Below are 18,185 nucleotides of genomic sequence, written 5' to 3'. Positions count from 1 at the left end.
GGGGTGTCGCGTGCGGGCCCGAAGAGGGAGCCCCGGTGGTGTGCGTGCTCACGAGTACGACCTCCTCGTGTCCGGCGGGGGGACGGTCGCGCCCTTGTACTCGACCGGGATCCCGCCGAGCGGGTAGTCCTTGCGCTGCGGGTGGCCGGGCCAGTCGTCGGGCATCTCGATGCGCGCGAGCGACGGGTGCCCGTCGAAGACGATCCCGAAGAAGTCCCACGTCTCGCGCTCGTGCCAGTCGTTCGTCGGGTAGACGGACGTGGTCGACGGGACGTGCGGGTCGGCGTCGGGCACGGCGACCTCGAGGCGAAGTCGCCGACCGTGCGTGATCGACGTCAGGTGGTAGACCGCGTGGAGCTCGCGGCCCACGTCGTGCAGGAAGTGCACGCCGCTCACACCGAGGCTCAGCTCGAAGCGCAGGTCCTGGTCGTCCCGCAGCGCGCGGCACACCTCGACGAGGTGGTCGCGGTGCACGTGGATCGTCAGCTCGGCGTGCTCGCCGGGCGGGTCGACGCTCACGTACTCGACCGCGTCCTCGATCGACGTCCCGCGCTCGGCGAGGGCCTCGTCCAGCACGTCGACGACGTCGTCGAACCACCCCCCGTACGGGCGCGGCGTCGCGCCGGGCATGGCGACGGGCTGCACGAGGCCGCCGTAGCCCGACGTGTCGCCCGAGCCCTGCGCGCCGAACATGCCCGACCGCACCTCGACCACGTCGAGCGTGTGCGGCGCCTCGGCGCCGGTGACGAGCTCGCCCGCGCGCGGTCCCTGCACCTCCTCCGGCTGCGGGACCGGCTTCGCGCCGCCGCCCGGGTCCGTCGTCGCGCTCACCGGAGCAGCCCCTTCATCTGGAACGTCGGCGTGGCCTCGAGCGCGGCCGCCTCGGCGGCGCGCGCCGCCTCCTTGCGGTTCGCGCCCAGGGGCTCGTCGCCGATCTGCTCGTGCAGCGCGAGGATCGCGTTGATGAGCATCTCCGGTCGCGGCGGGCACCCGGGCAGGTAGATGTCGACCGGGACGACATGGTCGACGCCCTGCACGATCGCGTAGTTGTTGAACATCCCGCCGCTCGACGCGCACACGCCCATCGACAGGACCCACTTGGGCTCGCTCATCTGGTCGTAGACCTGGCGCACGACGGGCGCCATCTTCTGGCTCACTCGACCGGCGACGATCATGAGGTCCGCCTGGCGCGGTGACGCGCGGAAGACCTCCATGCCGAAGCGCGACAGGTCGAAGCGCGAGGCGCCCGCGGCCATCATCTCGATCGCGCAGCACGCGAGCCCGAACGTCACGGGCCACAGCGAGGCCTTGCGGAAGTACCCGGCGAGGTCCTCGATGGTCGTGAGCAAGAAGCCTGAAGGAGCTTCCTCGATCCCCATGGTTGTTCTCCTAGCCCCTCGTCGGTCGCGCGTGCGGCTCGTGCCGCGGACAGGTGCAGATGGTCGGTGTCAGTCCCACTCGAGGCCCCCGCGGCGCCACTCGTAGACGAACGGGACGGTGATGAGCGCGAGGAACGCGAGCATCGCGACGAGCCCGAACGTCGCGAGCGTCGCGAAGTCGACGGCCCAGGGGTAGAGGAAGACGACCTCGATGTCGAAGACGATGAACGTCATCGCCACGAGGTAGTACTTGATCGGGAAGCGCCCGCCACCGATGGCGTGGGGGGTGGGCTCGATGCCGCACTCGTAGGCGTCCAGCTTGGCGCGGTTGTAGCGCTTGGGGCCGATCACGGCGCTCGCGGCGACGCCGCCGAGAGCGAGCACTGCGGCCACGCCCATGAGGACGAGAAGCGGCACGTACGGGTTGGTCATCGCGTACTCCTCGAGTGGGGGCTCGGGATCCCCGGACGACGCCGTCCGGGGTCACGGTCAGGTGGTGCGCACGCCGGCACCTTTGCCGGCCCACCAGGTCTGGTCATGACGATGGCACCACCCTCGTCAGCCCCGCGATGACGCGGTCGACCCAGTCGCCGCCGCGGGGCTCGTAGCAGTCGGACAACAGCTTGAGGACGAACCGCATGACGACCGGGCGGGGCAGCCCGTAGCGCGTGCAGATCCGCATGATCTCGGGGTGCTCGATGAGCTTCACGAAGTACCGGCCGAGCGTGTAGTAGCCGCCGAGCTCGCGGCGCATGACCTTCGGGTACGTCTGGAGCGCGCGCTCGCGCCCCGCGTCGGTGGCCCGTGCCCGGGACTGCGCCACGACGTCCGCCGCCGTGCGCGCGGCCTGCATCGCGTACGCGATGCCCTCCCCGTTGAACGGGCTGACCATGCCGCCCGAGTCCCCGACGAGCAGCACGCCGCGCGTGTACAGCGGCGTGCGGTTGAACCCCATGGGCAGCGCCGCGCCGCGCACCGGGCCGATCTGGTTCTCCTCGGTGAGCTCCCACTCGGCGGGCGCGTTGCGCATCCACGTCGCGAACAGGTCCTTGTAGTCGACGTTCGCCGCGGACTGCCGCGCCGGCGACGAGTTCACCGACCCGAGGCCGACGTTGGCCGTGCCGTCCCCGAGCGCGAAGATCCACCCGTAGCCGGGCAGCAGCGCCGACCTGTTCGGTGCGCCCTCCCAGAGCTCGAGGTGGGACTCCATCCACGCGTCGTCATGACGAGGAGTCCGGAAGTACGTGCGGACCGCGACGCCCATCGGGCGGTCCTCGCGACGGCTCAGCCCGAGCGCGAGCGCGAACCGCGACGAGACGCCGTCGGCCGCGATGACCACGGGCGCGCGGTACGTGACCTCGTCGCCTGCGCGGCGGCCCTTGTCGTCCACCGGCCGCGCGGTGACGCCGACGACGCGGCCGGTCCGCTCGTCGAGCACCGGACCGGTCACCGCGGTGCGCTCGAGGAGCTTGGCCCCCGTGCGCTGTGCGTGCTCGGCGAGCGTGCGGTCGAACGAGTGGCGGGCGCGGGCCATTCCGTAGCTCGGGTACGACGCGAGGTCGGGCCACGCGAGCTCCCACGAGCGCCCGCTCGCGACGACGCGCAGGCCCTCGTTGCGGATCCAGCCGTCCTCCGCGCGCGTCGGGACGCCCATGCGCACGAGCTCGGCGACCGCGCGGGGCGTGAGCCCGTCGCCGCAGATCTTGTCGCGCGGGAACGCGGACTTCTCGAGCAGCAGCACGTTGAGGCCGGCGGCGGCGCAGTAGTGGGCCGCCGTCGAGCCCGCGGGGCCCGCACCCACGACGATGACGTCGGCGTCGTCGCGTCCTGCGCCCACGTCCTCACCCCTTCGCCGCTCGTCGGAACACCCTCCGGTGCTCGCGCACCTCACCGTCACCCGTCGTCGAGCACGGTGCACCCACAGTCCTTGTGAAGTCGGTCACAATGGACAACCGTCACTCTAGTCACTCGTGCCGCGCGATGTGTAGCAAGGAGACCCTTCCTCCGCTCACCCGGGACCTTCGCGGGGCATCCGGGACCTCCGTCCTCGCCGGTACGGCAGGATGGCCGCGTGCCCTCCACCTCTCCGCACGTCGCCGCCGTGGCCTCGAGCCCGGACCACGAGTTCAGCAAGCAGGTCAGCGCCTCCGTCCGTGTCGTCGCAGGTCACGGGGTCGTCGGCGACACGCACGCAGGGGTCACCGTCCAGCACCGCAGCCGCGTGCGCGCCGACCCCACGCAGCCGAACCTCCGCCAGGTGCACCTCATCCACGCCGAGCTGTTCGACGAGCTCGCCGCCGCGGGGTTCGACGTCTCCCCCGGCGACCTCGGGGAGAACGTCACGACGCGCGGCGTCGACCTGCTCGGCCTGCCGCGGGGCACGCGGCTCGCGATCGGGCCCGAGGTCGTCCTCGAGGTCACCGGTCTGCGCAACCCGTGCCAGCAGATCAACGACTTCCAGGCCGGGCTGCTCAAGCAGGTCGTCGTGCCCGACGGCGCGGGTGGCGTCGTGCGCAAGGCCGGCGTCATGACCGTGGTCGAGCAGGGCGGGACGATCACGGCGGGGGACGACGTCGTCGTGCACCTCCCGGACGCGCCGCACGAGGCGCTCGCACCCGTCTGACCGGCCCGCACCCGTCTGACCGGACCGAGCCGTCTGACCGGACCGAGCCGGCTCCACGGCCCGAGCCGGCTGTACGGACCGACCGGCGGCGCCCGCCGGACGGACCGGGCGGCTACGCGGCGGGACGCGTCCCGCGGTGCAGCGCGACGATCCCCGCGGAGAGGTTGCGGTAGGCCACGCCCTCCCAGCCGGCGCGCAGCAGCAGCCGGCCCAGACCCCGCTGGTCCGGCCACGCCGCGATGGACTCCGCGAGGTACTCGTACGAGCCGCCCTCGCGCGTCACGGCCGCGGCGATGCGCGGCAGCGCCTGCACGAGGTACTCCTGGTAGAGCACACGGAACGGCTCCCACGTCGGCGTGGAGAACTCGCAGATCACGACACGACCCCCGGGGCGCACGACACGCAGCATCTCGCGCAGCGCGCCCTCGGTGTCGACGACGTTGCGCAGCCCGAACGAGATCGTCACCGCGTCGAACGTCGCGTCGGCGAACGGCAGGTGCGTGGCGTCGCCCGCGACGAACGGCAGGTCGGGCCGGCGCTCCTTGCCGACCTGGAGCATGCCCAGCGAGAAGTCGCACGGCACGACGTGCACGCCGTCGTCGGCGAACGGCTCGGACGACGTCCCCGTCCCGGCCGCGAGGTCGAGCACCTTCTCGCCGGGGAGCGCCCCGAGGGCGCGCACCGTCGCGCGCCGCCAGGAACGGTCCTGCCCGAACGACATGATGTCGTTCGTCAGGTCGTAGCGGCGGGCGATGCCGTCGAACATCGACGCGACCTCGGCGGGCTTCTTGTCCAGGCTGGCGCGGGGCATGGGCCCATGGTTCCACGAGCCGCGTGCTGCGCCGCACCGACCGGGCGCGCTTACGCTGGGTGGCGATGACTGCAGAACCGTCGACGGCCCCGGCCGCCCAGCCCCACCCGCTCGTCGTCCGGACGAGCCGGATCGACGACCTCCCCGGCGGCCCCGCCGCGCTCGTCGACCTCCTGCCCGACGCGCGTCCCCTCAGCTGGGTGCGCCGGGGCGACGGGATCGTGGGCTGGGGCGAGGCCCTGCGCCTCGAGACGTGGGGGCCGGGACGGTTCGCCGACGCCGAGGCGGCGTGGCACGAGACCCTCGCGCGCGCCGTCGTGCGTGACGAGGTCGGTCTGCCGGGCACCGGCCCGGTCGCGTTCGGCACGTTCGCGTTCGACGACTCCGCGCCCGGGGACGACGCGCACGAGCCGCTGCGCGCGGGCGGCGTGCTCGTCGTCCCGCGCGTCGTCGTCGGGCGCCGCGACGGCACGACGTGGCTCACGACGGTCGACACCGCGGGCTCGCTGTCGTCCTCCCCCGCGGCGGCGCTGGCCCGCACGCCCCGCACGCCCGTCACGCCGCCGGGCGAGGTCACCTGGCACGACGGCGCCCTGCGCGCCGACGACTGGGCCGCCGTCGTCGCCGAGGGGGTCGAGCGCATCCGCGCCGGGGCGCTCGAGAAGGTCGTGCTCGCGCGCGACGTCGTGGCCCGCACGAGCGCGCCGGTCGACCCCCGCTGGCTGCTCGCGCGCCTCGCCACGGCGTACGAGGCGTGCTGGACGTTCTCGGTCGACGGCATGGTCGGCGCGACGCCCGAGCTGCTCGTCCGCAGCGAGAAGGGCCTCGTCACGTCGCGCGTCCTCGCGGGGACGATCCGCCGGGCCGGGCTGTCCGACGACGACGCGCTCCTGCGCGCCGCGCAGCTCGCCCGGTCCTCCAAGGACCTCGAGGAGCACGAGTACGCGGTCGCGTCCGTCGCGCAGGCGCTCGCGCCCTTCTGCTCGTCGATGAACGTCCCCGACACGCCGTTCGTGCTGCACCTGCCCAACGTCATGCACCTCGCGTCCGACGTCACGGGCGTCCTCGCGCGCGGTGGCGAGGCCGCCGCGCCGACGAGCCTCGCGCTCGCGGCGGCGCTGCACCCGTCCGCCGCGGTGTGCGGCACGCCGACGGAGGCCGCGCGCGACCTCATCCGGGAGATCGAGGGCATGGACCGCTCGCGGTACGCCGGCCCCGTGGGCTGGCTCGGCGCCGACGGCGACGGCGAGTGGGGCATCGCGCTGCGCTCGGCCGAGCTCTCCGCGTCGGACCCCCGGGACGTGCGGCTCTTCGCGGGCTGCGGCATCGTCGCGGCGTCCGACCCGGCGTCCGAGCTCGCGGAGTCCGAGGCCAAGCTCGAGCCGCTGCGGTACGCGCTCGGCTCCTGAGGTCCGACGGACGCCGCCCCGTCGTGGGCGAGCCGGCGGATGTGGGGAACGTCACCACCACGACCATCTGACCGGGCACCGGACGCCTCTGTCCAGGGGGCTCGGGCCGCTGCTAGGTTCGCGCAGGTGTCCGAATCCTCCCTTCCTTCCGGCCCGTCCGTCACGGATGCCGGCCCCACCGGCGTCCTCGTCCGTCGTGCCACGGTCACGGACCGCGACGCCGTCTGGCCGCTCGTCCCGGAGCTCCGGTCCGCGCCCGACCGGAGGGCGTTCGACCGGTCGTACGGCCCCCTGCTCGGTGCGCTCGACACCTGGTTCGCCGTCGCCGAGCTGCCGGACGAGGGCGTCGTCGGGTACGTCCTGGCGAACCGGTACCTGAGCTTCGCCGCGAACGGCGACGTGTGCCGCGTCGAGGAGGTCGCGGTCGCCCCCGCGCACCGGCGGCGCGGCGTGGGCCGCGCCCTGCTGGCGTCCGCGGAGGACTGGGCCATCGAGGCCGGCGCGCACCAGGCGGCGATCGCGACGGCGGTGTGCCAGGAGTTCTCGACGGCTCGCGGCTACACGCAGACCGCAGGGTTCTTCACCAAGCCGCTCACGCCGCGCGGCTCTGCTCCCGACGCCGCGACGCCGGACGGGGAGCCGTCCGACGAGGCGGGCTGGGCCGGACCCGACGTCCCGGCCGACGGCACGGCCCACCCGGCCTGACGCCGGGCACGCCGAAGGCCGGCACGGAGCGATCCGTGCCGGCCGGGCGGGGCGCGCGGGGGGACGTCCGCGGCGCCCGCGGATCCCGTCGCGCCGGATGGGAGGACGGCGCGACGGGAAAGACGGCGGTGGGTCAGCCCTGCCCGCCGAAGAACCAGTCGAACGGGTTCGGGACGTTGCCCGGGTCGCTGGGGTCGGTCTCCTGACCCTGCTCGCCCTGCTGGCCGTCCTGCCCCTCGGGCACCTGGCCCTGGCCGTCCTGGCCCTCGGGGAGCTGGCCCTCCGGGGCCTGGCCCTGACCGGACCCGTCCGTGGTCTCCTGGTCGGCGGGGCGCGTCGCGAGGGTGACCTCGACCTCGACGGTCTTGCCGTCGCGGACGACGGTGAGCGCCGCGTTCGCACCGGCCGCGCGCTCGCGGACGAACGCGGTGAGGGACTCGGCGCCGCCCACGGCGTCACCGTCGATCGCGACGATCACGTCACCGTTCTCGATGCCCGCCTCCGCGGCGGGCGACCCCTCGGTGACCTCGGCGACCTGCGCGCCGCGGCGCGTCACGCCGTCGGCCGTCGCGGTCGCGTCCGAGAGGGAGACGCCGAGGAACGCGTGCTCCGCGGTGCCGTTCTCGACGAGCTGCTCGCCGATCGTCTTCGCGAGGTTCACGGGGATCGCGAAGCCCAGGCCGATCGAGCCGGACTGGCTCCCGCCGCTCGACAGCGTCGCGATGGACGACGTGATGCCGATGACCTTGCCCTGCGCGTCGAACAGCGGACCGCCCGAGTTGCCGGGGTTGATCGCGGCGTCGATCTGGATGGCGTTGGTCACGACCGACGTGCCGCCCTCGGAGCCGGACGCGGAGACCGGGCGGTCCACAGCCGACACGATGCCGGTCGTCGCGGTGTTCGCAAGACCGAGCGGGTTGCCGACCGCGAGGACGGACTCGCCGACGCTCACGTCGTCGGAGTCGCCGAGCGTCGCGGGCTGCAGGTCGTCCGGGGCGTCCTTGATCTGCACGACGGCGAGGTCCGTCGCCGGGTCGAGCCCGACGATCGTCGCCTCGAACAGGCGGCCGTCGCTGAGGGTCACCTGGACGGTGTCGTCGACGGCACCGGCGACCACGTGGTTGTTGGTCACGACGTGGCCCTGGTCGTCGATGATGACGCCCGAGCCCTCGCCGCCGCCGGACTGCGTCTGGACCTGGATCGCGACGACCGACGGCGCGACGGCCTGCGTCACGGCCTCCCAGTCGGGGTTCTGCGAGGACGAGCTCGAGACGGGCGCCGTCGTGGACTCCTCCTGCTGCTGCCCGACCTGGGAGAGCGAGCCGCTCGGCGAGGCGTCGTCGTCGACCGCGAGGACGAGCCCGGCGGTGCCGAGGCTCGCGACGACGGCGGCCGCGGCGGCGGCGCTCACGACGGGCACCCAGGTGCGACGGCGCTCCGCGCGCGGGCCGGCGGGCTCGCCCTGTACGGGCGGGGCCGGGGGCGGCGGCACGGCACCGTGCCCGCCCGCCGCGGCGCCTGCAGGGTGGTGCCCGGCCGGGGCGCCCGCGGCCTGGGCCGGGCGGGCGTACGGGTTCGCGGGTGCCTGCTGCGGCGCGGCCGGCTGGGCGAAGTGGACGTGCTGGACGTGCTGGGGCGCCGCGAGCGGTGCGGTCGACTGCGTCTGCGGGTGCTCGACGGGCTGCATGGGTGCGGTGGGGGTGTCGTTCGACATGGTGGGCCTCCTCGGTTCTGCCCACTACTTCACACCCTCGGCCTTGAACGACCCTTGAGCCTGCCTGGGAGTTGTCTGCGAATCCTGGAGCTCCGGTCCCGCCGACCGTTCGGCGGTCGATGCGGTCGTCGGCGGTCCGCGTCCGCGGTCGGCACCTCGAGACGCCGATCGGCGCACGACGTGCCGAACCGTCACCGGTCGTGCGAGATCCTCGGTGGGTCAGCCGGCGAGCGCCTGCGCGACGGCGGCCCGCACCGCCGCGCCGAGCGCGGCGGCCTCTGCACGGCGGTCCGTGCGCGGGACGCGGATCTCGAGCACCTGCACGCCGTGGCTCGGCGCGGCGAGCGCGTGTCGCAGGGACGCGACGTCGGGCACGAACTGGTGGTCCACGCCGTACCCGGAGCACAGGTGCGCGAGGTTCGCCCCGTGCGGGGTCGCGAAGACCCGTTCGAACGTCGCGCCGGCGGCCGTCGACGCCTCCCCCAGCGCCCCGGGTTCGAGGCCCGCGAAGATCGACCCGCCGTCGTCGTTGACGACGACGAGCTGGAGGTCCACGTGCGGCTCGTGCGGCCCGCGCAGGAGGCCGCCCACGTCGTGCAGGAAGGTCAGGTCGCCGAGCAGGGCACGCGTGCGCCGTCCGCGCCGGGCCTCGGCGAGCGCGACCCCGACCGCGGTCGAGACGGTCCCGTCGATCCCCGCGAGGCCCCGGTTCGCGACGACGCGCAGCACCCCGCGTCCGGCGCCCGCCGCCGCGTCGGCGCGCTCGTCCGCGGCGTCCGCCACGAGGTCGGTGCCGAGCACGAGGTCCAGGTCGCGCACCGGGTTGGAGGAGCCGACGACGAGCACGTCGCCGGCTCCGCACGCCCCCGCCACGGCGCGGGCGACGGCCGGGCCGGTCGGGCGGTCCCCGGCCGTCACGGCGTCGACGGCGCGTGCGGCCGCCGTCGCTGCCGCCCGCCACCGTGCCAGCCAGCGCAGGTCGGCCGCCCCGGCGTCGGTGTCGGCACCGACGTCGGCAACGTCACGAGCGCCGCCGACCGTGTCGGCATCGTCGGCGGCGGCGGGTCCCTCGTGCGCCGGCACGAGCCACGACGACGGCACGGCGGGGAGCACGGACCGGGCGGCGCGGGCGGCGTCGGGCCACGGCGCACCCGCGGGCGCGACGACGGTGACGGACACGTCGTCGCGACCGAGCAGCCGCTGGACCGGGCGCGTGAGGGTGGGGCGCCCGAGCACCACGACGTGCTCGACGTCGTCCGCGAGCTCGGCCACGCCGAGCACGAGCGACGCCGCCGGCACGGCGTTCGGTCCACCGACGGCACCCGACGAGGGCTCCGCGAGCAGCGGCCAGCCACGCGCCTCGGCGAGCTCACGCGCGACCGGGCCGGCGCCGTCGCCGGCGACGACCACGGTCCTCCCGGCGGGCCACCCCTGCCGGGGAGCAGAGACCAGCGCCGGGACGACCCCTGCGCCACGGACGCCGGTCGCCCGAGGGTCGACGTCGGCGACGCCGAGCGCGGCGACCGGGACGAGCGGCTCGCGGTACGCGAGGTCGAGGTGCACGGGACCGGGGACGCCCGTGCGGGCACCGGTCGCCGCGGCGAGGGCGCGCGTCGTCGCGGCGAGCAGGTCGCGCACCTCGCCGTCCCGGCCGTCGGGGGCCGGCTGGTCGACGACGAGGCGCACCGCCGACCCGAAGATCCCCACCTGGTCGGTGGTCTGGTTGGCGCCCGTACCGCGGAGCTCGTGCGGCCGGTCCGCGGTGAGCAGCACGAGGGGGACGCCCGCGTGGTGCGCCTCGAGCACCGCGGGATGGAGGTTCGCGACGGCGGTCCCGGAGGTCGTGACGAGGGCCACCGGCCGGGGCACGCTCGCCCCGCCGGCCGCGTCGACCGGTTCGCTCCCCCGGGCGAGGCCCAGGGCGAGGAACCCGGCGGTCCGCTCGTCGACGCGAACGTGGAGCGTCAGCAGGCCGGCGTCGGCCGCCGCGGCGACCGCGTACGCGAGGGGCGCGGAGCGCGACCCGGGCGCGAGCACGACGTCGCGCACGCCCTCGGCGACGAGGCGCGCCACGAGCGCGCACGCGGCTCGCACGGCGGGCGGTTGCTGAGCGGTCGGCTGCCGGGCGGATCCCGCACTCGCCGCTGCGCCGCCCGCCGATGCGCCGCTCATCGCCGGGCCGCCGGGGCGTTGGCGGGCCCGAGCGCGGCGACCCGGGCGAGCCGGTCGCGCCAGCGGCGGTCGGTGTCGTCGTCGGGCACGGTCGCGGCGAGCCGGTCGGGCGCGGGCTCCGGTCGCGCGACGCGCAGCACGCCGTCGACCGGGAGGAACGGGGTGTCGGTGACGTCGTCGGCGAGGAGCTGGACCGTGGCGAGCCCGCACGCGTACGGCAGCGCGGGCAGCGCGGCCGCGAGCGCGACGCCTGCCGCGATCCCGACGGACGACTCGAGCGCCGACGAGACGACCACGGGGAGACCGAATTGCTCGGCGAGCTCGAGGCAGGCTCGGACGCCGCCGAGCGGCTGGACCTTGAGCACGACGACGTCGGCCGCGTCGGCGCGGACGACCGCGAGCGGGTCCTCGGCGCGCCGGACCGACTCGTCGGCGGCGACGGGCACGGCGGTGTCCCCGTGCTGCCCGCGCCGGACGGCGGCGAGACCGGCGACGTCCGCGCACGGCTGCTCGACGTACTCGAGGCCGCCTGCGGCCCGTTCGAGGTGCGGCAGACGGCGCAGCGCGTCGTCGGCGTCCCAGGCGCCGTTCGCGTCGATGCGCACCCGGCCGCCGGGACCGAGCGCGTCGCGCACGGCCTCGAGCCGCGCGACCTCGTCCGCGAGCGGTTCGAGGGCGCCGTCGGGCCCGCGCTGGGCGACCTTCACCTTGGCGGTGCGGCAGCCGCCGGACGCGGCGACGATCTCGCGCGCGCGGTCCGGACCTACCGCGGGGACGGTGACGTTCACCGGGACCGTGTCGCGCACCGGGGCGGGCCAGCCGTCGTCGGCGGCCTCGAGGGCAGCGCGGAGCCACGCGGCGGACTCCGCGTCGTCGTAGTCCCAGAACGGCGAGAACTCGCCCCACCCGGCGCCGCCCCGCAGGAGCACGCCGTCGCGTGCGTCGAGGCCGCGGAAGCGGGTGGTCAGGCGGGTGCGGTAGACGACGGCGGGGCGGGGGTCGGGCACGTTCCCAGGCTATGCCACCGCCCGTCGTCGCCCACGGCGGGGGCACGTCCGGCCTGCCGAACGTCACGGACGTCGGCGCAACAACGAGCGCTGTCCGCAATGGTTCGCCGATCAGAACTATAGAGGAGACGCGGACACACGCCTCACCCTCTTATGTCGCCAATCGTTCGGATTCTCGTACAATTGGGGCCATGGTCATCTCCGTGGCTGACGCAGCACGGGCACTCGACGTCTCCGAACGCCGAGTACTCGCCATGCTGCACTCTGGCGAGCTCAAGGGCGAGAAGATCGGCGGACGCTGGGTCGTCAGCCCGCACTCGCTGCGCCACCCCAAGCCGGCCGGGCGTCCCATGAGTCCTCGTAACGCATGGGCGCTCATCTTGAGGACAGATGATTGGCTCGACGCCCAAGCTGCATGGAAGCTCAACAACCGGATGACCCACCTGCGGGATCGCGACGATCCCGCGCTGGTACTCGCCGCGTGGTTGCGTTCGCGCGGCGAGCGACTCGAGATGTCCGCGCCTCACCCCGTCAAGCTGCTCGACGACATGCGTGTCGTGCCCAGTGGCGTCAGCGATCCGCGCTCCCAGATGGCCGTGTCCGATCTGGTCGAGGTCTACGTCCACCAGGACGAAGCCGAGGCCGTCAAGGCTGACCACTGGCTAGTACCCGCACGCGGCAGACCGAACGCCATCCTGCACGTCACTCCCTTCCTCCCACCCAACCCGGTGCCCATCGCACTCGTCATCGCCGATCTGGTGGACAACGGGTCGGAGCGGGACATCCGTCAGGCACGCGAGCTAGCAAGGAACCACCTGTGACCGCCATCGTGCTGCCGGAGATGCTGCCAGCGCAGACTGCCTCATGGCTGGGCCTGTTCGATCTTGCAGACCGCATGCCAGATGGCTGGACACTCGTGGGCGGACAGATGGTCCAGCTGCACTGCTTCGAACGTGGCTTCTCACCGGTGCGCACCACCACCGACGTCGACACGGTCGTGCACGTCCGCGAACAGCCCGAAGCCCTGCGGTCCGTCACCCAGGCGCTGTCGGAGATCGGGTTCGTCACCGACCGAGCCATGTCCGTCAACGACATCAACCATCGGTGGCGACGCGACGAAGCGGTGATCGACGTCCTCATTCCCCGCTTCCTCGGTCCCGTCGCCTCAGTCCGGACCGACATTCATGGTGCCCCCGGGCTCGAGACACCAGGCGCTCAGAAGCAGATCGACCGCAGCGAGCAGATCACCGTCGTCATCGACGACCGGTCCGCGACCATCAACCGGCCGACGATCGTCGGCTCACTGATCGGCAAGGCGTCTGCACTCCTGCTCCACGGCGATGTCCGGCGGCACCTCGAGGACTTCGTCGTCATGGCGGTCCTCGTCCAGCCTGAGGACTTCACGAAGGGCGCCGAGCTGAACCAGCTCGACATCGAGCGGCTGTCGAATGCCATCGGCCGCCTGCGCCGCGATCACCCGACGATCATCGCGCTCGTCGACGGCGGGGCGGTTGCGCTCGACCGCCTGTCCACGTACCTGTCGCGTGGACCGCGGCCCACCCAGCCGGCTCAGCGCAGTATCCCCGCATGGGCGACCCCCACGACGAAGCAGACCTGGGTCGCGCCTCCTCGGACGTCGTAGCGCGCGACGTCCAGCGGTTCGGCCATGTGCTGGGACTCAGACCGACGGCCGTCAGCTGATGCGCTCGGACGGCGAACACAATGTCCAGTCCCGCTCCTGCCTGCGCGGGAGCATGAAGACGCGCCCTAACGTTGCTCGCCGTCGTCGCCCAGCAGGTCGACGACGAGCCGCACGGCGAGGCCCCGGACGTCGCGGCCCTCGCTCAGCGCGCTCACCGCGGCGCCGTCGACGACGGCCACGAGGAGCGCGGGGTTCACGCCGTGCACGCCCAGCAGCGTGAGGAGGTGGGCGACGGCGGCGTCGAGCTGGTGGCGCCCCTCGGCGTACGCGTGCGCGAGGGCCGGATAGCGACCCGCGCCGACGAGGTGCTCGTAGAACCCCCGCACCTCGGCCTCGCCGCCGGGTGGCAGGACGGCGTCGACGACAGCGTCGGCACCGGCGGAGCCCGCGAGACGCCCGGACGCGGTCCGCCGGACGGCGCGCGCCGCGGCGTCGCGCGCGTGGTCGGCCCAGCCTTCGACGATGACCCGCCCCGCGGCGCCGATGAGGTCGTCGAGACCGGTGAAGTAGTAGGTCGTCGCGGCGAGCGGGACCTGGGCACGGGCGGCGACCGCGCGGTGCGTCACGGCCGCGGGCCCCTCGCGCAGGATGAGGTCGGCGGCCGCACGCACGATCGCGTCGCGGCGCGCGGTGCCGCGCGCCTGCCGACGCGGTTCGGCGCGCACGCCCTCGGAGGGCGCGGGCTCGGTCGACGTCTCGGGCATCAGTGACCCCCACCGGACAGGTTGAGCCCGACCACGCCCGCGACGATCAGCACGAGGGAGATGACCTTGAGGACCGTGACGGGCTCGTCGAACAGGACGACGGCGAGGATAGCGGTCAGGGCGGCCCCGATCCCCACCCACACACCGTAGGCGACGCCCACGGGCAGGGTCTTGAGGGCGTAGCTCAGCCCGACCATGCTGAGCACGAGCAGGGCGACGAACGAGACGCTGGGCCAGAGCTTGCTGAGCCCCTCCGACGCCTTGAGGCTGAGGGCCCACCCGGCCTCGAGCATGCCGGACAGGATGAGGACGATCCAAGCGAGCGCCATGAGGACTCTCCGAGGTTCGGCGCACCGGGTGGCAGGTCCCGCCGTCGCGCGCTATCTGGTACTACCGTACCACTATTGTCCGCGCACGGCCCGGACCACGGCGGCCACCGCATCGTCGCGCACCCTCGCGGTGCCGACCACGACGCCGAACCGCTCACCGGGCACCGCGCCCGTCGCGCTCAGTGCGAGCGCCGGGACCCTTGCCCCGGCCAGGACCCGGACGGCCTCGTCCTCGGCCGCGCGCGACGCGAGCTCCACCACCACGTGCAGTCCGGCGTCCACGCCGCGCACGCGCAGGTCCGGCACGTGCGCGCCGAGCGCCTCGAGCAGGACTGCGCGCCGTCGGCGGTAGACCGTCCGGACACGGCGCAGGTGACGGCCGTAGGCCCCGCTGCGCAGCAGGTCCGCGAGCGCCGCCTGCTCGGGGACCGAGCAGCCCAGGTCGGCCCGCGTCTTCGCCTCGACGAGCGGCCCGACGAGCTGCGGCGGCGCCAGCACCCAGCCCAGGCGCAGAGCCGGCGAGAGCATCTTCGACACCGAGCCGAGCAGCACGACCCGGTCAGGGTCCATCGCCTGGAGAGCCGCGACGGGACGCCGGTCGTACCGGAGCTCGGCGTCGTAGTCGTCCTCGAGCACGTACCGGCCCCCGGCCGCCGCCCAGGAGAGCAGCTCCCGGCGTCGGTCCGGTGCGAGCACGACCCCGAGCGGGAACTGGTGCGCCGGCGTGACGAGCACCGCGCTCGCGTCCGGGAGCAGGTCCGCGCGCAGGCCGTCGTCGTCGACGGGGACAGGGTCGACGCCGAGCCCCGCCGCGAGGAGCAGGTCGACTGCTCCCGGTGACGAGGGGTCCTCGACGGCGACGCGCGCGGCGGGCATCGTCCCGCTGCGCGGCGCCGCGAGCGGGCCGGCGAGCAGTCCGGCGAGCAGCGTGAGGCCCTGCGCCACGCCGCTCACCACGACGACGTCGTGCGCCTCGGCCCGCGCGCCCCTCGCCTGCCGGAGGTGGTTCGCGACCGCTTCGCGCAGCGCGAGGAGCCCCTGCGGGTCCGGGTAGCCGAGGTCCGCGTCGGGGAGGCCCGCCGTCGCGGACCGCACAGCGCGCGCCCAGGCCGTGCGAGGGAAGAGCGCCGGGTCGGGCGTCCCCACGCTCGGCGGCCGGGCGGGGCGGGGCGTCGGCATCGCCGCCGGTGTCGGCGCCGGCGTCGCCCCCGGTCCCGTCGGCACGCCGGTGCCCAGAACCGCCGCCACCTCGACCCCGGCACGCGGTCTGCTCACGAGGAGCCCGTCGCCCACGAGCAGGTCGAGCGCCGCCGTGACCGTGCCGCGCGCGACGCCCAGCGCCGTCGCGGCGTCCCGGCTCGAGGGCAGCACCGCTCCGGGGCCCACCCTGCCGTCGATGATCGCGGCCCGCAGCCCGTCCTCGATCCACCGCCCGAGGGCGCCGTCGGGCCGTGGTCCCAGCAGGAGCAGCAAGGCCTCGGGAGGGAGCCGGTCCGTCATCTGGCCCAGTCAACCAGGCGCAAACTGGCTCTGTCTCCTGGACCAACGGATCCCTAGCGTCGGAGGGTGACCACTTCCGCTCGTCCCGCACCGGCAGCGCTCCGCCCGACCCGCCTCACCGACGACGGCCCCTCCCCCGCGGGTGCCGCAGGCCTGTGCGCGGCGGGCATGCTCATCGTCGGCGCGTCGTTCGTCGCGTCGGGCGCCCTCGCCGACTTCCCGCTGCTCGGCGGCCAGGCCGTGCGCTACGCGCTGGCCGCCCTCGTCCTCCTCGGTGTCCTCGCCGGGCGGCGGGTCCCGTGGGTGTGGCCCACCGCACGGCAGGCGGGACGGCTCGCGGCGCTCTCGGCCACCGGGCTCGTCGCCTTCAGCGTGCTCGTCGTGCGCGGCGCCGACCGGGCCGACCCGTCGCTCGTCGGCGCCGTCGTCGGGGCGACGCCCGTCGTCCTCGCCGTCGCCGCGGCGCTCCGCGCGCGGCGTGTCGACGCGCGCACCGGGCTCGCGGCCCTCGCCGTGACCGCGGGCGTCGTGCTCGTCGAGGGTCCGGGTGCGGTCGACCTCGTCGGGCTGGGCCTCGCCGTCGGCGCGCTCGCGTGCGAGGTCTGCTTCTCGCTCCTCGCTCTCCCGCTCCTGTCCACCCTCGGCCCGCTGCGGGTCTCCGCGTTCGCGTGCGTGCTCGCCGTCCCGCAGCTCGCGCTGGGCGGTCTGCTGCTCCCGGGGCCCTTCCTCACGATGCCGACCGCGACCGAGACGGCAGCTCTCGCCTACCTCGCCGTCGTCGTCACGGCCGTCGCCTTCCTCCTGTGGTACTCGGGGCTCGCTCGGCTGGGCGCGGCGCGCGCGGGCCTCTTCGCCGGGCTCATGCCGGTCGCCGCCCTCGCGGCGTCCGTCGGGCTCGGCGTCGAGACCGCGACCTGGCACGCCGTCGCGGGGGTGCTCACGGTCGGTGCCGGGCTCGCGCTGGGCCTCGCCCCGCGCCGTCGTGCACCGCACGAGCACGCGTCCGACCGGGCGCCTCGACGAGCGCCGACCGGATACCGTGGCGGTCGTGAGCAGCCCCACCAGCCCGAGCAGCGATGACCACCCCACGCCGGCCGCGGACCCCGCGACGGCGGCCGCAGGACGGACGCCCGTGCCGCGCCGCGTGTCCGAGACCTTCGACCCTCTCGCCTGGCGCGACGTCGCCGGCTTCGACGGTCTGACGGACATCACCTACCACCGCGGGGTCGAGCGGGCACCTGCCGGTGCCGACGGCACGCCCGGCGAGGTCGTGCGCGACCTGCCCGTCGTGCGCGTCGCGTTCGACCGCCCCGAGGTGCGCAACGCGTTCCGCCCGCACACCGTCGACGAGCTCTACCGCGTCCTCGACCACGCGCGCATGACGTCCGACGTCGGCACCGTCCTGCTCACGGGCAACGGCCCGTCCCCCAAGGACGGCGGCTGGGCGTTCTGCTCGGGCGGCGACCAGCGCATCCGCGGCCGGTCCGGCTACCAGTACACGACCGCGGTCGAGAGCGTGTCCGGCGGCGAGGTCCTGGGCGAGACGGCCGACGCGGTCGACCCGGCGCGCGCCGGCAGGCTCCACATCCTCGAGGTGCAGCGCCTGATCCGGACGATGCCCAAGGTCGTCGTCGCGGTCGTCAACGGCTGGGCCGCGGGCGGCGGGCACTCCCTGCACGTCGTGGCGGACCTGTCGATCGCGAGCCGCGAGCACGCGCGGTTCAAGCAGACCGACGCGAACGTGGGCTCGTTCGACGGCGGTTACGGGTCGGCCTACCTCGCGCGGCAGGTCGGGCAGAAGCGGGCGCGCGAGATCTTCTTCCTCGCGCGCGAGTACTCGGCGCAGGACGCGTACGCGTGGGGCGCGGTCAACGAGGTCGCGGACCACGCGGACCTCGAGGCGCTCGCGCTCGAGTACGCGCGGACGATCGCGACGAAGTCGCCGCAGGCGATCCGGATGCTGAAGTTCGCGTTCAACCTCGCGGACGACGGCCTCATGGGCCAGCAGGTGTTCGCGGGCGAGGCCACGCGCCTCGCCTACATGACGGACGAGGCCGTCGAGGGCCGGGACGCGTTCCTCGAGCGCCGCGACCCGGACTGGGGCCGGTTCGGCTACGCCTTCTGACCCGG

18 protein-coding genes are annotated in these 18,185 nt (G+C 74.6%); 7 read left to right on the top strand and 11 right to left on the bottom strand.

Annotation, left to right across the window (positions count from 1 at the left end; translation table 11 throughout):
- Positions 1-48: 48 nt before the first annotated feature.
- The 4 genes from V5D56_RS09020 to V5D56_RS09005 all read right to left on the bottom strand — a co-directional run bounded on the left by V5D56_RS09020 (position 49) and on the right by V5D56_RS09005 (position 3,216).
- On the bottom strand, positions 49-774 hold the full coding sequence (locus tag V5D56_RS09020) for an NADH-quinone oxidoreductase subunit C (protein ID WP_435738989.1): 726 nt from the start codon (positions 772-774) through the stop codon (positions 49-51).
- Between the two features lie 53 nt (positions 775-827).
- The gene (locus V5D56_RS09015) at positions 828-1,379 is read right to left on the bottom strand and encodes a NuoB/complex I 20 kDa subunit family protein (protein WP_251153475.1); all 552 of its coding nucleotides are present in this window, start codon (positions 1,377-1,379) and stop codon (positions 828-830) included.
- A gap of 69 nt (positions 1,380-1,448) precedes the next feature.
- On the bottom strand, positions 1,449-1,811 hold the full coding sequence (locus tag V5D56_RS09010; RefSeq protein WP_047234407.1) for an NADH-quinone oxidoreductase subunit A: 363 nt from the start codon (positions 1,809-1,811) through the stop codon (positions 1,449-1,451).
- Between the two features lie 103 nt (positions 1,812-1,914).
- Entirely contained in the window at positions 1,915-3,216 is a 1,302-nt protein-coding gene (locus V5D56_RS09005; protein WP_435738701.1) for a geranylgeranyl reductase family protein, read from the bottom strand.
- Positions 3,217-3,450: 234 nt separating this feature from the next.
- Here V5D56_RS09005 and V5D56_RS09000 point away from each other — a divergent pair, with 234 nt between their 5' ends.
- Entirely contained in the window at positions 3,451-4,002 is a 552-nt protein-coding gene (locus V5D56_RS09000) for an MOSC domain-containing protein (protein ID WP_435738700.1), read from the top strand.
- A 112-nt stretch (positions 4,003-4,114) separates the two neighbouring features.
- Here V5D56_RS09000 and V5D56_RS08995 read toward each other — a convergent pair whose 3' ends face one another.
- Positions 4,115-4,813 carry a demethylmenaquinone methyltransferase gene (locus V5D56_RS08995; protein ID WP_435738699.1) on the bottom strand — a complete coding sequence of 233 codons (699 nt, stop codon included), beginning with the start codon at positions 4,811-4,813 and terminating at the stop codon, positions 4,115-4,117.
- 65 nt (positions 4,814-4,878) lie between these two features.
- Between V5D56_RS08995 and V5D56_RS08990 the strand changes: the two genes are divergently transcribed.
- Both V5D56_RS08990 and V5D56_RS08985 read left to right on the top strand, forming a co-directional pair.
- Positions 4,879-6,222, top strand: coding sequence for an isochorismate synthase (locus tag V5D56_RS08990; protein WP_435738698.1), 1,344 nt, complete (start codon positions 4,879-4,881; stop codon positions 6,220-6,222).
- A gap of 126 nt (positions 6,223-6,348) precedes the next feature.
- Positions 6,349-6,927, top strand: coding sequence for an N-acetyltransferase family protein (locus V5D56_RS08985; RefSeq protein WP_435738697.1), 579 nt, complete (start codon positions 6,349-6,351; stop codon positions 6,925-6,927).
- Between the two features lie 133 nt (positions 6,928-7,060).
- Here the strand turns inward: V5D56_RS08985 and V5D56_RS08980 are convergent, their stop codons facing one another.
- The 3 genes from V5D56_RS08980 to V5D56_RS08970 all read right to left on the bottom strand — a co-directional run bounded on the left by V5D56_RS08980 (position 7,061) and on the right by V5D56_RS08970 (position 11,820).
- Positions 7,061-8,641, bottom strand: a complete 1,581-nt coding sequence (locus V5D56_RS08980; RefSeq protein ID WP_435738696.1) for a S1C family serine protease — start codon at positions 8,639-8,641, stop codon at positions 7,061-7,063.
- Positions 8,642-8,860: 219 nt separating this feature from the next.
- Positions 8,861-10,813, bottom strand: a complete 1,953-nt coding sequence (gene menD / locus V5D56_RS08975) for a 2-succinyl-5-enolpyruvyl-6-hydroxy-3-cyclohexene-1-carboxylic-acid synthase (protein ID WP_435738695.1) — start codon at positions 10,811-10,813, stop codon at positions 8,861-8,863.
- Positions 10,810-11,820, bottom strand: a complete 1,011-nt coding sequence (locus tag V5D56_RS08970; protein WP_435738694.1) for an o-succinylbenzoate synthase — start codon at positions 11,818-11,820, stop codon at positions 10,810-10,812. Before V5D56_RS08970 ends, menD begins: the two co-directional genes overlap by 4 nt.
- 191 nt (positions 11,821-12,011) lie before the next feature.
- On the opposite strand from V5D56_RS08970, the gene V5D56_RS08965 reads away from it, so the two are divergent.
- Both V5D56_RS08965 and V5D56_RS08960 read left to right on the top strand, forming a co-directional pair.
- A complete protein-coding gene (locus tag V5D56_RS08965; RefSeq protein WP_435738693.1) occupies positions 12,012-12,641 on the top strand; it encodes a helix-turn-helix domain-containing protein in 630 nt (209 codons plus the stop codon).
- Positions 12,638-13,462: a hypothetical protein gene (locus tag V5D56_RS08960; protein WP_435738692.1), complete on the top strand. Its 825-nt coding sequence runs from the start codon at positions 12,638-12,640 to the stop codon at positions 13,460-13,462. The genes V5D56_RS08965 and V5D56_RS08960 overlap by 4 nt, the downstream gene beginning before the upstream one ends.
- Before the next feature lie 125 nt (positions 13,463-13,587).
- On the opposite strand, the gene V5D56_RS08955 is transcribed toward V5D56_RS08960, so the two are convergent.
- The 3 genes from V5D56_RS08955 to V5D56_RS08945 form a co-directional block, all read right to left on the bottom strand.
- The gene (locus V5D56_RS08955) at positions 13,588-14,226 is read right to left on the bottom strand and encodes a TetR/AcrR family transcriptional regulator (protein ID WP_435738691.1); all 639 of its coding nucleotides are present in this window, start codon (positions 14,224-14,226) and stop codon (positions 13,588-13,590) included.
- Positions 14,226-14,555, bottom strand: a complete 330-nt coding sequence (locus V5D56_RS08950) for a DMT family transporter (RefSeq protein ID WP_435738690.1) — start codon at positions 14,553-14,555, stop codon at positions 14,226-14,228. Before V5D56_RS08950 ends, V5D56_RS08955 begins: the two co-directional genes overlap by 1 nt.
- Positions 14,556-14,627: 72 nt before the next feature.
- On the bottom strand, positions 14,628-16,055 hold the full coding sequence (locus V5D56_RS08945; protein ID WP_435738689.1) for a PLP-dependent aminotransferase family protein: 1,428 nt from the start codon (positions 16,053-16,055) through the stop codon (positions 14,628-14,630).
- A 66-nt stretch (positions 16,056-16,121) separates the two neighbouring features.
- On the opposite strand from V5D56_RS08945, the gene V5D56_RS08940 reads away from it, so the two are divergent.
- Together V5D56_RS08940 and V5D56_RS08935 are read left to right on the top strand one after the other, a co-directional pair.
- Positions 16,122-17,135, top strand: coding sequence for a DMT family transporter (locus V5D56_RS08940; RefSeq protein WP_435738688.1), 1,014 nt, complete (start codon positions 16,122-16,124; stop codon positions 17,133-17,135).
- A gap of 52 nt (positions 17,136-17,187) precedes the next feature.
- Positions 17,188-18,180: a 1,4-dihydroxy-2-naphthoyl-CoA synthase gene (locus V5D56_RS08935; RefSeq protein WP_435738988.1), complete on the top strand. Its 993-nt coding sequence runs from the start codon at positions 17,188-17,190 to the stop codon at positions 18,178-18,180.
- The last annotated feature ends 5 nt before the right edge of the window (positions 18,181-18,185 follow it).

This window comes from Cellulosimicrobium sp. PMB13 (assembly GCF_051294865.1).
GTDB lineage: Bacteria > Actinomycetota > Actinomycetes > Actinomycetales > Cellulomonadaceae > Cellulosimicrobium.
Note: the sequence above shows the minus strand (reverse complement) of the source record. Positions and strands in the feature narration are given on the sequence as shown.

What these genes read in the sequence shown, in the direction of transcription:
- V5D56_RS08965 (WP_435738693.1), top strand. Translation starts at nt 12,012, where the DNA reads ATGGTCATCTCCGTGGCTGACGCAGCACGGGCACTCGACGTCTCCGAA.
- V5D56_RS08950 (WP_435738690.1), bottom strand. Translation starts at nt 14,555, where the DNA reads ATGGCGCTCGCTTGGATCGTCCTCATCCTGTCCGGCATGCTCGAGGCC.
- V5D56_RS09015 (WP_251153475.1), bottom strand. Translation starts at nt 1,379, where the DNA reads ATGGGGATCGAGGAAGCTCCTTCAGGCTTCTTGCTCACGACCATCGAG.
- menD (WP_435738695.1), bottom strand. Translation starts at nt 10,813, where the DNA reads ATGAGCGGCGCATCGGCGGGCGGCGCAGCGGCGAGTGCGGGATCCGCC.
- V5D56_RS08955 (WP_435738691.1), bottom strand. Translation starts at nt 14,226, where the DNA reads ATGCCCGAGACGTCGACCGAGCCCGCGCCCTCCGAGGGCGTGCGCGCC.
- V5D56_RS09010 (WP_047234407.1), bottom strand. Translation starts at nt 1,811, where the DNA reads ATGACCAACCCGTACGTGCCGCTTCTCGTCCTCATGGGCGTGGCCGCA.
- V5D56_RS08945 (WP_435738689.1), bottom strand. Translation starts at nt 16,055, where the DNA reads ATGACGGACCGGCTCCCTCCCGAGGCCTTGCTGCTCCTGCTGGGACCA.
- V5D56_RS08980 (WP_435738696.1), bottom strand. Translation starts at nt 8,641, where the DNA reads ATGTCGAACGACACCCCCACCGCACCCATGCAGCCCGTCGAGCACCCG.
- V5D56_RS08990 (WP_435738698.1), top strand. Translation starts at nt 4,879, where the DNA reads ATGACTGCAGAACCGTCGACGGCCCCGGCCGCCCAGCCCCACCCGCTC.
- V5D56_RS08995 (WP_435738699.1), bottom strand. Translation starts at nt 4,813, where the DNA reads ATGCCCCGCGCCAGCCTGGACAAGAAGCCCGCCGAGGTCGCGTCGATG.